At 47.6% G+C, this 11,941-nt stretch carries 13 protein-coding genes and 1 tRNA gene; 8 read left to right on the top strand and 6 right to left on the bottom strand.

The window, feature by feature from the left end:
* The first annotated feature begins 116 nt into the window (after positions 1–116).
* From pssD to H6G45_RS09335, 3 genes are all read left to right on the top strand, one after another.
* Positions 117–569 (top strand): PssD/Cps14F family polysaccharide biosynthesis glycosyltransferase, encoded by a 453-nt coding sequence (gene pssD / locus H6G45_RS09345; protein ID WP_190598183.1) that lies wholly within the window; start codon positions 117–119, stop codon positions 567–569.
* Positions 570–650: 81 nt separating this feature from the next.
* Positions 651–1,256: a glycosyltransferase gene (locus H6G45_RS09340; RefSeq protein WP_190598182.1), complete on the top strand. Its 606-nt coding sequence runs from the start codon at positions 651–653 to the stop codon at positions 1,254–1,256.
* Positions 1,257–1,316: 60 nt separating this feature from the next.
* The gene (locus tag H6G45_RS09335) at positions 1,317–1,631 is read left to right on the top strand and encodes an STAS domain-containing protein (RefSeq protein ID WP_190598181.1); all 315 of its coding nucleotides are present in this window, start codon (positions 1,317–1,319) and stop codon (positions 1,629–1,631) included.
* A gap of 58 nt (positions 1,632–1,689) precedes the next feature.
* Here the strand turns inward: H6G45_RS09335 and H6G45_RS09330 are convergent, their stop codons facing one another.
* Positions 1,690–3,447: an MASE1 domain-containing protein gene (locus H6G45_RS09330; protein ID WP_242018117.1), complete on the bottom strand. Its 1,758-nt coding sequence runs from the start codon at positions 3,445–3,447 to the stop codon at positions 1,690–1,692.
* 97 nt (positions 3,448–3,544) lie between these two features.
* Positions 3,545–3,644, bottom strand: a tRNA-Leu gene (locus tag H6G45_RS09325).
* Positions 3,645–3,768: 124 nt separating this feature from the next.
* Here H6G45_RS09325 and H6G45_RS09320 point away from each other — a divergent pair.
* From H6G45_RS09320 to H6G45_RS09305, 4 genes are read left to right on the top strand one after another with little or no spacing between them, the layout of a single operon-like run.
* The gene (locus tag H6G45_RS09320; protein WP_190598180.1) at positions 3,769–4,299 is read left to right on the top strand and encodes a hypothetical protein; all 531 of its coding nucleotides are present in this window, start codon (positions 3,769–3,771) and stop codon (positions 4,297–4,299) included.
* A 10-nt stretch (positions 4,300–4,309) separates the two neighbouring features.
* Positions 4,310–6,958, top strand: a complete 2,649-nt coding sequence (locus H6G45_RS09315) for a phage tail protein (RefSeq protein ID WP_190598179.1) — start codon at positions 4,310–4,312, stop codon at positions 6,956–6,958.
* A complete protein-coding gene (locus H6G45_RS09310) occupies positions 6,951–7,301 on the top strand; it encodes a hypothetical protein (RefSeq protein ID WP_190598178.1) in 351 nt (116 codons plus the stop codon). Before H6G45_RS09315 ends, H6G45_RS09310 begins: the two co-directional genes overlap by 8 nt.
* On the top strand, positions 7,301–8,026 hold the full coding sequence (locus tag H6G45_RS09305; RefSeq protein ID WP_190598177.1) for a hypothetical protein: 726 nt from the start codon (positions 7,301–7,303) through the stop codon (positions 8,024–8,026). Before H6G45_RS09310 ends, H6G45_RS09305 begins: the two co-directional genes overlap by 1 nt.
* On the opposite strand, the gene H6G45_RS09300 is transcribed toward H6G45_RS09305, so the two are convergent.
* The 3 genes from H6G45_RS09300 to H6G45_RS09290 are packed head-to-tail and all read right to left on the bottom strand — an operon-like array spanning position 8,023 to position 10,619.
* On the bottom strand, positions 8,023–9,555 hold the full coding sequence (locus H6G45_RS09300; RefSeq protein WP_190598176.1) for a DUF2460 domain-containing protein: 1,533 nt from the start codon (positions 9,553–9,555) through the stop codon (positions 8,023–8,025). The genes H6G45_RS09305 and H6G45_RS09300 overlap by 4 nt on opposite strands.
* Positions 9,555–10,403, bottom strand: coding sequence for a DUF2163 domain-containing protein (locus H6G45_RS09295; RefSeq protein WP_190598175.1), 849 nt, complete (start codon positions 10,401–10,403; stop codon positions 9,555–9,557). Before H6G45_RS09295 ends, H6G45_RS09300 begins: the two co-directional genes overlap by 1 nt.
* 60 nt (positions 10,404–10,463) lie before the next feature.
* The gene (locus H6G45_RS09290) at positions 10,464–10,619 is read right to left on the bottom strand and encodes a hypothetical protein (RefSeq protein WP_190598174.1); all 156 of its coding nucleotides are present in this window, start codon (positions 10,617–10,619) and stop codon (positions 10,464–10,466) included.
* Positions 10,620–10,866: 247 nt separating this feature from the next.
* Here H6G45_RS09290 and H6G45_RS09285 point away from each other — a divergent pair, with 247 nt between their 5' ends.
* Positions 10,867–11,667: a hypothetical protein gene (locus tag H6G45_RS09285; RefSeq protein WP_190598173.1), complete on the top strand. Its 801-nt coding sequence runs from the start codon at positions 10,867–10,869 to the stop codon at positions 11,665–11,667.
* A gap of 95 nt (positions 11,668–11,762) precedes the next feature.
* Here H6G45_RS09285 and H6G45_RS09280 read toward each other — a convergent pair whose 3' ends face one another.
* Positions 11,763–11,939: a hypothetical protein gene (locus tag H6G45_RS09280; RefSeq protein WP_190598172.1), complete on the bottom strand. Its 177-nt coding sequence runs from the start codon at positions 11,937–11,939 to the stop codon at positions 11,763–11,765.
* Between the last annotated feature and the right edge of the window lie 2 nt (positions 11,940–11,941).

Below are 11,941 nucleotides of genomic sequence, written 5' to 3'. Positions count from 1 at the left end.
ATTTCATCAAAAGCATTAGGTTAGACAATTACGTAAACACGACTGTAAACATGCCCCCCTCATACTGAAAATTAAGGAAAACGGGGTATGCCCCCACCATCAATGGGATGCAGACAATGAAACTTTTACTGATTAGCTCCAGCGGCGGCCACTTCAATGCCTTATGTCAACTGGCTTCCTTCTGGCAAAACCACGATCGCCAATGGGTAACCTTCCCCACCGCCACCACCCGCAACTACCTCGCCCAGGAAGAAGTCCATTGGGCCTTTGGCCCCACCAACCGAAATTTGCCCAACCTCTGCCGCAATCTGGGTTTAGCTGTCCGCATTATCTATCAGGAACGGCCGGACATGGTGATCACCACTGGGGCCGGGGTAGCGGTGCCCTTCCTTTTATTCGCCAAACTGTTGGGCATTAAAACTATTTTTATTGAATCTTTCACCAGGGTTAATGACCTCAGCCTCTCTGCCAAATTAATTCTGCCCTGTATTGATGTGCTTTATGTGCAGTGGAAACAGTTACAACAGCGTTATCCCCAAGCTAAGTTAATCGAAGTTTTAGCCCAGTAAATAGTAATAATCTGATTATTTTTGCATCTTTTCTATTTAAATTTACTAAACCTAACACCCTTCTCAAACTCCAATAAAACCATGATTTTAATTACCGTCGGCACAGAAAAATTTCCCTACAACCGCCTCCTGCAATGGATTGATTATCTAATTCAACAGCAGTTTATTGATCCCCAACAAGAAAAAGTACTAATTCAATACGGCAGTTGTACATTTCTGCCCCAAGGGGGAGAGAAATATCAAGTTTTGGCAGAAGCAGATTTTAAAACCATGCTAGACCAGGCCCGGCTAATTATTTCCCACTGTGGAGAAGGCAGTTTCGATATTCTCGCCAAACTAAACAAACCCTTTATTTTGGTTCCCCGTAGCCATGGGTTCGATGAACATGTGGACAACCATCAAGTGGAACTGGCCCAAGCCTTAGCCGAAAAGGGAGTGCCCATTGCCCATACCCCCGGTGATTTGGTGCGGTTTCTGGCCAATCCTGTCCATGTTATCGTCCCGGCCCCCAGTCATTACTACGCCCAGGCTAGTCAGTGGTTAACTCAGACAGCCCAGACCACTCACTCACCTCGCAGAAGTTCTGTTTACCCAGGCTGGATCAATGCTGTAGTCGAATTTGCTAAGGGCCTGGCCCGTCGTCTGCCAGGGTTGGCCCAGGAAGACCAATGTTTTTCTCCAAGGTAATCTGCCGATAACTCGTAACCCCCTGCCTAACCATATTGTTCACCTTACCAACACTCCACTATGAATACTTCCTCCTTAGCCCCGGTCCCTGACCAACTAGAAATTGTTAATCAACCAATCTATTGCCCGTCGGAGCACATTGCCCCCCACGAAATGTTCGACTGGATTCACCATGCCCCTTTCTCTACATTAATTATTGATTTGGGACAGGTAAAAACTATTCATAGCAATTTACTGATGGTCCTAGCCAAAGCCCAGCATCAGGCAAGAAAAATCAGCAAAACCATCGCCCTGACTTCCGTTTCCCCAGAATGGAAAATTGTCCTGGAGATTTCCAAACTGGATGGCCTATTTCCAATCTTGCCGTCGTTGTAAGGCCAGTTATTATTCACATTCAACCAACTCTCAACTGGGGCGGTAATATAGCGTTGATTCACTCCTCGGCATAGTTGAAGAGAAAATATTGATTCCTGCCTGCCTGTTTGGCGCAATACAAAGCTTGGTCTGCTTGTTTAAGCAGTGTTTCCTTGTCACCTTCAAATCCAGAATGGGCCACAGCAATGCCAATACTACAGGTGACATTGGCGACCGAATCCACTGCTTGGTGGGGAATACCTGGGGTTTGCAGGGCAGTTTTAATTCTTTGGGCAATGGCGATCGCCCCGAGTTGGTCTACTTCCGGCAATACTAGGACAAATTCCTCGCCGCCGTAACGGGCGACAAAATCAGACCCTGGTTGACGGATGCAACTTTGCAATATTTGGGCAATCTCCGTGAGACAAATATCTCCCTGGCAGTGGCCATAGTGGTCGTTATAGAGTTTGAAATGGTCCACATCCACCATCATCACTGTTAAGCGCTGGCCCCTCTGGAGGAAAATTTGCCATTCGGCGGCAAATTGTTGTTCAAAGTAACGACGGTTAGGGATATGGGTCAGGCCATCAATGTGGGCTAGTTTATTGAGTTCAACATTGGCCAATTCCAAGGATTTGTTAACGGCGGTCAATTTGTCAGTTCTTTTCTGCACTTCATTTTCTAAACTTTTTACTGCTTGGTAGAGGGATTGTTGAGCAATTCTCTTTTCTTGAATAATGGCGGAGAAAAATAATGCTGTCATGGAAATCACCGCTGTAAACATCTGTAGGAATATTACCGAATTATTGCCGGAGTCATAGTTGAACACACCTTGACCTTGGGCAGTGGCAAAAATAGCAAAAAAAGCAAAGAACGCCACAAAAACACTAGCAAAAAAGTCGCCAAAATGAAAAACCACAAATAGAATTAGTGGCAAAAACATGTAGGCGAGTGGGTAGGATTTATAAAACGATAAAAACCAAACTAAAACGGTTAAAGCAATGGAGATAATTAACTTGGTATTGAACAGATGATGGCGACGAAAACGATAAAAGCGAATATTAATTAACACCGGCGTGAAGACAATAATTGCCAGCACGCTATTAGACCACCAAGTTATCCAAGAGTAGAGAAAGTTTTCCTTGGCAACAATGCCCAAACACAGCAGCGTGGTAACACCAATAACCGCTGACAAAAACGGACCAATGACAGCCCCCTGGACAAAAGCAATGGTGGTGGAAACCCTTTGGAATGGATTGAGGACGGCCAATGGTTCTCGTATACTCTCACTGTCCTTGATAATAGGGAACGATTCCCTTTGGGCTAAGGACCTCAGTTTTCTTTTTAGCCATAGATCCCCCACAAAGGGTTGAAGAATATTGGCAAAAGCAAAGGCTGTTTCTAGCATCAGAAATTGAGCAATGCTGGGGGGAGGATCAAAGGTAGAAAATACTGAAACTAAGCCTAACACTGACCCAAGAATAATACCTGGGGTGACCCAATGGCCGAAGTGAAAAAACACCCCAAAGGTAAGGGCAGAGGGAAACCAAACGGGGGTAATTCTTCCTGGCAATAGGGTGCTAACTAGCTGATCACTTAGCTTAATGCCTACAACATAAAACAGAGCTACCAGAAGATTTAAGAGAATATTATGAAGCAGGGGACTCTGCAAAAAACTCGCACTGCCATTGCCCTTAATCCAGCGGACTAGTTCACGATGGTGGATGGGAAACCAGTAACCCTGTTTATTCATAATTGCACTGCCCCCACAGCTTAAAATTTCCCGATGCTTCAGTGTGCCAATCTGTCGATAGCTTTGCAGTATAGCGTCCGACATTGGAGTAAGTATAGGCTTAATTGCCTAGACTTTTTATTTGTGCTAAAAAGGACCGGGGCCAACTGGGAAAAGTTGTGCTGGCAAAATATAAAGATGAAGCCGAAGATGGGATTTGAACCCACGACCAACTGATTACGAATCAGACCTAAAGATAATATCAAAATCTTGTAACCACCGCAAAACCTAAATCCTGAGGCATTTTTAGCCGTTGCCATCTCCACGTTTTGCACGGCAATAAAACGAATTGCTAGGGAAGGTTTAGGGACAAAGATTGCCGCCGTATAAATCCACAATGGCTTTGATTCTCATTGCGGGGGCAGCATGGCCAATCGGTATTTCAGGGGACAGGGCACGGTCAAAATTGGTACTAGGGACAGCGCTGGGGCCCCGGTGGGACTGCGTTCTATTGGTAACTGTCCTATGCTCAATATTGCGATCGCCGAAGAATTTTCCGAGCATTACGAATCCGAAACCGGCGATCGGCGCATGGACTTAAAGGTGCGGACAAGCTTAAAAGTAGACATCACCTTCATGATTGAAAGCTTCGACTTGGCCAATTGGCTGATGGCTTTTAATGGAGCGGCGGGCACCGGCGGCGCAGGGGAAGAAGTGGTCGAAGCATTCAACGCTGACCGGGTGGACTACTATATGCGCTTTGAAGGCATGAATACCCTGGAGGGTAAAAATCCCATCACAGTCAATTTGTTTAAAGTTGACCTGTCCCCGCCATCTTCCCTGGATTTGATTTCCGATGAATTAGTGGGGCTGGAAATGACCGGCAGTGTTTTGTACGACAGCCTAAACGAAGACCTTGGTGGCTACTTCACCATCACCCAAGTAGCGCCAGCGTAGGAATAACTAAATGGTCTGGAATTTAGTTGCTGGTCTGGGGATTTCCTTTGGGGCCCGTCTGCTGGGGGGGCTATTTGGTGGTGGCCGGCAAACCACTAGCCAAATTAATGAACAGGGATTTGTCAGCGACCTCACCCAGCCTGCCAGTCAATATGGGGCGCATATCCCCAGGGTATGGGGAAATACCAGAATCACCGGCAATATGGTCTGGTGCGCTGAGCCCCAAGAGCGGGTAGACCAGTGGGACACAGAGCAGGTCAGCGGTGGTTCCCGCACCATTACCACCAACCGCCAAGCCTATTACTATGGCCATGCTGTTTGGGTATTGTCCAGGGAGATTAGTTCTTTTCGACGGGTGTGGGCCAATGACATCCTAATTTGGGAGAAAAACACGCCCGATGACAACATCCACCCCGAACAAAAAGCTAAATATTTTTCCGACCCCAATCTTCCCCTCAATTCCGGCAGTATTATTTCCCCTGGCCTTGATGCTTCTTTTTGGAATGGGGACGGCACCAACCCAGCCTTCCTTGACGATCGCCCCTACGGCTGGAATGACCGGGCCGTAGTTCAACTAGAAGAATTATTTCTAGGGCAATTTAATAATTCCTACCCGGCGATCGCCGTGGAGACCTATCGGGAAACGCCATTTTTCCTGAGCGAGATTATTACCGACTTAATGGTGGAAGCGGGCTACGAGCCAGAACAGTTCGAGGTGGGGGAATTAGACGATATTTTTGTGCGAGGCTTTAGAACGACCAGCGCCGACAGCACCGAATCCTACCTGAGGCAACTCCAGCAAGCGTATTTTTTTGAATATTTTGAAAGCAACGGCAAAATAAAATTCATCAAAATATTGCGCCCTTCGGTGGCCGCTAGTATCCCGATCGCCGACTGTGCGGCCCATGAAGCGGGGGGACAGGTGCCCGATGAAGCGGTACAAGTGGAGGTCACCGCCGAGGATGACCTACCAAGCCGGGTGGAATTAAGTTACATCAGCATTTTTGACTCCGTTTATGAGCGAAAAACCATCCTTTCTCCCCCAGTTAGGGTGGATCGGGAAAATATATTCTCTGTCAACTTAGAAATCAGCCTGGCTGATTCAGATGCAGAAATTATAGCCAATCGCCTACTGCAACTAGCCTGGAGTCAGCGGCGAACCTATAAATTTTCCCTGCCCCCTAAATACGGCTACCTGGAACCTGGGGATGTGGTGGCGCTGCCTTGGTTGGGGGATGGGCCCCAGCAAGTCCAAATTACCCGCACCGATTGGGGAGCCAACGGGTTAATCAAAATTGAAGCCCGCAGCTACAATCCCACGGTATTTAATGGGGCTTGGGTGTCTGCCCCCTCTGAACCAGAGCCGCCTCCTGGTGGGGGCAATTTCCCCGGCAATCCTGGCACCGGAATCCCCCCCATAGTTCCCACAGCCTTGGTGGCCCAGGAATTGGAAGCCAATGGCATTGGCCTATTTATTAGCGCCGATCCGGGTTGGGTGGGAGCACAGCTTTTTTACGCCCGGGACGACGTTGATTATTTCCCCCTGATTTTTACCAAAACCCTATCCACCTCCGATGGTGGTAGCGGCTTCCTGTTGACGGGCTTTTACGGCAAATTCGATATTCTCCCCAGTGACGTGGGGGAAACTCTTTATTTCAAAGCGGTATCCGTCGGGCAGGACATTGACGATGTTACTGCGGTCACCATTGTCCCCACTGGGCTAGGACTCCGAGGGGCGATCACGGGCTTTTCTCCCAGCCAAGGCCCAGAGGAAACAGAAATTTCCATCTATGGCTATGGGTTCATCACCGCTACCGGCGCAGAAATTAACGGTACTGCCATAACTAGCTTTGTTGTAGTGGACGATGGCACTATTACAGGCATTGTCGCAGTCGGAACTACCACCGGCAAAATTGTTGTGGCGACTCCGGCGGGAGACATTACCAGCATTACTGATTTTTCGGTTGTCGAGCCAGGTATTGACTGGGGCCAGATTGGTGGACAAATTCGTGAACAGTTAGACCTACAGGACAGGTTCAATCGCATTCGCCGCTACACCAACCTTATCGGCGACGTGACTATCCCCAGCGTTGGGGGGACAGTCAATGTCACCCTGGAAGACCCTGACGGTTTTGCCCCCACTGTCCCTGTTTGCCTATTCCGAACTGATTCTGTGGGCAGTGGCAGTGGCTATGCCCAAATGTTGTGCATCGGGCGCACTGGTAATGTTCTGACTCTGGAACGGGATGCGACAGGATTAGTTACTCAGACCAACTTTTTAGACGGGGATATTATCGCCCCTATTGTTGATCGGGAAGTCAATATTTATGGTGGGTTATCTGTTATCAGTGGAACAGCAACTAAGTCTAAAAATATTGAATCAATTTCTACCACAAAGTCACTGATTTTAACCTCTGAATACTTTCAATTTTTAACCCCTACTGCGGCCAGTGTTGCTGTTCAATTACCTGCGGTTACGGGTAGCGATTACTTTGAAGGGGAAATAATTAATGCGGGGGACGGAACAAATGCGCTGGAAGTTCAAGAAAGTGATGCCACCCCAATTATCACCCTATCCACTGCCGATTTGATTCGTTCCATTTATTATTATTGGGATGGGTCGATTTGGCGTATTTTTGAGAGGAATGTTTATGACTAGTGTTATTTACAAAATAGGTGGGGTTGGTGCCCCTGGCGGTAGCTCAACCAAAACTCAAAATATTGAGTCAATTTCAGCCACAAAAACGCTGTTATTAGACGACGATTATTTTCAGTTTTTAACTCCCACCGTTGCCAGTGTCGCAGTTAAACTTCCAACCGCTGGAGGTTCAGATTACTTTGAATGTGAGATTGTTAATATATCTACGACCAATGCTATTGAGGTTCAAGAACCTGACAACACACCAATAGTTACATTAGAGAATGATGGCGACCTGGCTCGTTCTGTTTATGCTTATTGGGACGGCTCCATTTGGCAAGTTTGGATTAGAGGATACTTTTAATGGCTAGTATTTTGTATAAGGGAAAGACAGAATTTAATGGCTATATTAGCTATTGGTCAGATCCCCCCGCACCAATTGAGCCGGAGCCATGGAACCCCAGCTTAATATCCACAGCCCTATGGCTGGATGCTTCTGTTCCGACTAGCATAACCCTAGACTCTGGAGCCGTATCCCAATGGGATGACTTGTCAGGCAATAATCGCCATGTAACACAATCAACCAGCACTAAACGTCCAACTTATACCGATCAATTTTCCGTTGATTTTGACGGTGTAAATGATGAACTTAGAGGTGCTAGTGCATCGACAGGATTTTTTATAGCAGTAATCACGCCATTTGGGTATCAATCCTTTGGAGCTTCGCTGGGGTTTACGTCTAGGCATGGTGTCATTCGAGATGACATAAGTAATGTTTGGTATCATTCCACTGCTAGTTTATTTCCATCTAGTACAGCAAGACGCAACGGGCAGTTATCTCTGTTACTTGCAGACGTTAGAGCGATCTTTTCTAATGGCGGCACCGCTACATCCGTAGCTATATCATTAGGCAAAGACGATGCTGGAGCTAATTTTGCCGCTTGCAATATTCATGAAGTGGTGCTAACGGCAAATGATCCATCAACGGGCGATCGCCAAAAACTAGAAGGATACCTGGCCCACAAATGGGGGCTCACTGGTGGGCTGGCATCTGATCACCCTTACAAAACAAGCTATCCGCTGTTTTAAACTTCTGGGCAACCAACATTTATGGTCAATTCCCAATTGTCAATACCAACTTGTGTGTAGGCAATAAAAGATTGAGACAATTCGTGCCCATTTAACCTAGCAAAACCGAATCGAAGTTCAACCCCCGGGATTGGATATACCCCCATTTCAGACAAGCTGATATTGCTTTGGGATTTATTTGTCCACTCAGCGTCCCCCACATTTCCCGCAAATCCTGCGATTTGGTGCTGATACCGAAAAGGACATTGCCACACAACCAGAAAAATGCTTTGCCCTACGTGCTCCCAGCTACCCTCAAACCTCTTAACGTCTTCTGAGTAGTCAATTGTTATTATCTCGTCCTCAGACTGAGGAACATAGGAGAACGGAGACAGCCAATAGCCAGTAACTCCCGAACCGAGATTGCCACCAAAATCTAATCGAATAATTCCATATTCTCCAGGATTTCCACCATCATTTACTAATTGCATGGAAGCCATTGGGTTTAAAGATCCGCCGCCTCCCTGATCTAGGTTTTCCACAGAAGCAAGAGAAAAATCTTTTGCCGTTGCGCTGTACGTCAGGGTTTGTGGAGTACATACACCTGTTGTTGGCTGAACCGGACACGTAACCTTTACAGGTAGTCCATTGAGGGCAAAGAGGCTTTCCCGATCGCCGATATTTTCACCATAATAATTTTCGTCATGGGCTTCAAATTGGAGACCGAGGGAATCGGAGTCAAAGCGGACAAGCTTGGTAGATTCGGTTTGCCAGTCGTAGAAATTGAAGGGGACAAGCTGGCCACGACAGAGGCGAAACATGGTAATCATCCTGGTCATTTCCGCCACATTGACCAGCTTTGCCCCAATATTCCATTGGCTCTTACTGCCGGAATAGTTTGCTTGGCGGTCATCCCAGCCGGAAGGTAAAGCCATGATGGATGTGGAGTAGGCTTGTCCGCCCGTTGTGCCGTAGTCTTTGCCTATACCCAAATCGGCATCAATGGAGGCAGGGGGAAGTTGCAATGGGGCATCGGGCCATGCCTTGCGGATTTCGGTACAGCTTAGCTCCTGAATACTGAATAATCTTTCGCCATCAGGGGAATAGGCTTCAAAGGTGAGGGGGAAGGCATCTTGGTCGAAGCGGACGGGCACATTAAATTCACAACTGATGACACCGCCATCATCAACAATGGTTTCCTCCACCACAGCGGTAAGTAGACGCTGAATGGATTCTCCCCCCAGGCTATAGGTTTTAATCACAGATTGTCTGCCCTCAATAACGGGGCCAAGGGATCCGTCGGTTACCTGGTAATCTGTCCAATCCCGAATTTCAAACTCATTCAATCTGCCCTGGGCCGCTTCAAAAAAAGCCAGCAGATAATCCAATTCCCCTTTGTTGACCATGCGATTGCCGATCGCTACTTTGAGGAGGGGCTGTTGGTAGAGGGCCCGTCGCTGTTCGATGCCTTCCCGATTGCTAATGATGTCGGTGGAGAAGTTCAGGGAATAGCTGGCTCCATAATTAATGCCTAAATCCAGTAGCGCCATTAGTTGGTCCCCCATTTAGCAAAGCCAGCTTGACCAGGGATGATTCCCTCCCCGCCAAAGTTCAGAATATTGGACCAACGGTTTTCGCATTCTTCCTCGGTCTTTAGGCAATTTTCGTAGGTCTCGAAGCTGTCCCCCACTTGGATCGAATAGGGAGTGGGGGAAGCCAATCGTAGGGTGCTGCCATTTGAATAAATCACATTGCCCATATAGCCCGCATTATCCCCCGTCAACCATTCCACCGTTGACCCTGTAAAGCGATTGTCGTCAAACGAATCAGCAACGGTGAACTGTAGGCGATCGCCGTTAGATCCAGTCACGGTCTTGCTGACGTAGGTCAATGCCTTTTTGCAATACTGATCGCCAAATTGATAGCGACATTCCTTCTGGCACTGCCAACCGTTGCGGGTGTTGAGCCGATCCGCCAATCCTCGGAATTGCAGAGTGTAACGGCGATCGCCATAGTTGGTGATGCCCACTTTGCCCCGCACCAATAGGTCATATTGCCGGGGTTGGGCTTCCAAATCGGTGGGGAGACTGGCCCAATTAACCCGCATAAATTCCACCGTGGCATCCTCAAAAATGCCGCCATCCAATTCGGGGCGAGTCACCTGATCGCCAAAAAAACTGCTGATGGAAACTTGGCCGGATCCACTGAAATTACTATCCACATCGGTGGGGGCAAAGCCCTCGGCAGAAATGTAGGTTAGCCCGGCAAAGGTAAGGTCATGTTCAAAATCGGTGAACCCGAGGATTTCCCCGTCCTGTCGGATTACTCGCCAACAATGGGCGATGGTTTGGATGGTGCCGTTATTGCCTGCGGTGTAGGTACTGGCTAAAGCTTTCATGGTTCCTCCCAGATTCCCTAGCCAGAATAAATTTATACGGGGGGAGAAAGGATTGCGATCTTAGTCTTTAACGATTGCCCAACCCAGCATTGTTTCTTCATCGACAAAAAAACGATCCTCGGCTCTAGCCATGGCTATTTGCATTTCAGTTAGCCGATCAGAGGAAACAATTTTTGCGTTATCGGGGCATTTCAACAAAAAATCTCTTGCGTTCATGGTTAATCATTTAGTAAAACAACACTTGTATTTTAAGCGGGGCCAAGCTGGTCCAATTGGCGGCCAAAGGGACAATCCTTTCACAGACTGGGTTTTGGAGAATAGTAGCCGAAAAAGCGAAATAATCGCCAGGCGTGGCTGAAAGGATGGCGCGTCAGTGAATAAAAATTCTTCAGATATAATCTGCGAACCCCTCACGGAACGACTAATTCCCAGGGGCTGTAACACCTTCAGAGCAGGTATCACCATGACAGATATCGTAAGGCAAACTGCCACCACCCAAGAGTCTCCATTTGATTCCATTCGCCAAGTTGATGAGCACGGAAAAGAATTTTGGATGGCACGTGATTTGATGCCCATACTGGGTTATGCAAAATGGGGCAACTTTAAATCTGTCATCGAGACAGCACAAGAAAACATTGAAACCGTTGCCAGTTCTACGGTTGAACACTTTTTGCCGCTAGAGATAAAAAGTCAGGGGCGACCTGCATTGGATTACAAGCTTTCCCGGTTGGCTTCTTATCACGTGGCCCTTTGCTGTGATTCCCGTGGCAACGACCATGTGAAATTTGCCAAGCATTATTTTGCTGTCAAAACTCATCAAGCGGAAACGGTTATTCCCGAACTAGCCCAGGAAAATGAAACCCTACGGTTAATGCTGGAATTGGAGCGGGAACGCAACAAAGGAAAGCAGTTGGATTCAACAATGCTTCAACTCCATGGCGATCGGGTTGTGTTGGCATTGCGGGGACAGTCTGACGTAATTGTGGAGAAGGAAACTGTCATCACTGAAGTGGTGGAACCCGACACAGGTAAAAGTTCCAAAATCCTAACGGCCGAACAATTGAAGCGGGCAGTTAAGGAAAGGACAGGGCAAAAACTATCCACTGCCAAACAATTCACCGATGCCTTGCGGAAAGCGGGACGGGATGATCTACTTGAACCGGTTCGCCGCTCCCAGGTAGCAGAATATGTCAAACCGGAATTTCTAAATGAGGCGATCGCCGTTGTCTATGGCAAATGTCGGCAACGATTGATTGGGGAATAGGAACTCTTCGCCGTTAAGGAGGGAGTGGCGACCCTGAATCTGAATAGAGGACATTATTTACTCCCGATCGCCGTTTTAGCCGTGTCGGGATTTTTTTATTCCTTCCGTTCCCGTTTGAGGTATCCGGCCACTGCGCCCAGCCCAAAGGTAACTATATTTTCGGCGGCAGATAGGAAGTCGGTGGAATCCTTCCACAGTGCCCCAAACCACACTGCCACCATGAAGGCGATAACAGCCAAAATCAGATAGTCTTCATCAAAATCAGGTAGCATAA

The organism is Synechocystis sp. FACHB-383, from assembly GCF_014698605.1.
In the GTDB taxonomy this organism is placed as follows: Bacteria; Cyanobacteriota; Cyanobacteriia; order Cyanobacteriales; family Microcystaceae; genus Synechocystis; species Synechocystis salina.
Note: the sequence above shows the minus strand (reverse complement) of the source record. Positions and strands in the feature narration are given on the sequence as shown.

Excerpts from the sequence above, each read along its gene's own strand:
- H6G45_RS09310 (WP_190598178.1), top strand. The coding sequence starts at position 6,951 with ATGACTAGTGTTATTTACAAAATAGGTGGGGTTGGTGCCCCTGGCGGT.
- H6G45_RS09285 (WP_190598173.1), top strand. The coding sequence starts at position 10,867 with ATGACAGATATCGTAAGGCAAACTGCCACCACCCAAGAGTCTCCATTT.
- H6G45_RS09315 (WP_190598179.1), top strand. The coding sequence starts at position 4,310 with ATGGTCTGGAATTTAGTTGCTGGTCTGGGGATTTCCTTTGGGGCCCGT.
- H6G45_RS09305 (WP_190598177.1), top strand. The coding sequence starts at position 7,301 with ATGGCTAGTATTTTGTATAAGGGAAAGACAGAATTTAATGGCTATATT.
- H6G45_RS09295 (WP_190598175.1), bottom strand. The coding sequence starts at position 10,403 with ATGAAAGCTTTAGCCAGTACCTACACCGCAGGCAATAACGGCACCATC.
- H6G45_RS09320 (WP_190598180.1), top strand. The coding sequence starts at position 3,769 with ATGGCCAATCGGTATTTCAGGGGACAGGGCACGGTCAAAATTGGTACT.
- H6G45_RS09335 (WP_190598181.1), top strand. The coding sequence starts at position 1,317 with ATGAATACTTCCTCCTTAGCCCCGGTCCCTGACCAACTAGAAATTGTT.
- pssD (WP_190598183.1), top strand. The coding sequence starts at position 117 with ATGAAACTTTTACTGATTAGCTCCAGCGGCGGCCACTTCAATGCCTTA.
- H6G45_RS09280 (WP_190598172.1), bottom strand. The coding sequence starts at position 11,939 with ATGCTACCTGATTTTGATGAAGACTATCTGATTTTGGCTGTTATCGCC.
- H6G45_RS09300 (WP_190598176.1), bottom strand. The coding sequence starts at position 9,555 with ATGGCGCTACTGGATTTAGGCATTAATTATGGAGCCAGCTATTCCCTG.
- H6G45_RS09340 (WP_190598182.1), top strand. The coding sequence starts at position 651 with ATGATTTTAATTACCGTCGGCACAGAAAAATTTCCCTACAACCGCCTC.
- H6G45_RS09290 (WP_190598174.1), bottom strand. The coding sequence starts at position 10,619 with ATGAACGCAAGAGATTTTTTGTTGAAATGCCCCGATAACGCAAAAATT.
- H6G45_RS09330 (WP_242018117.1), bottom strand. The coding sequence starts at position 3,447 with ATGTCGGACGCTATACTGCAAAGCTATCGACAGATTGGCACACTGAAG.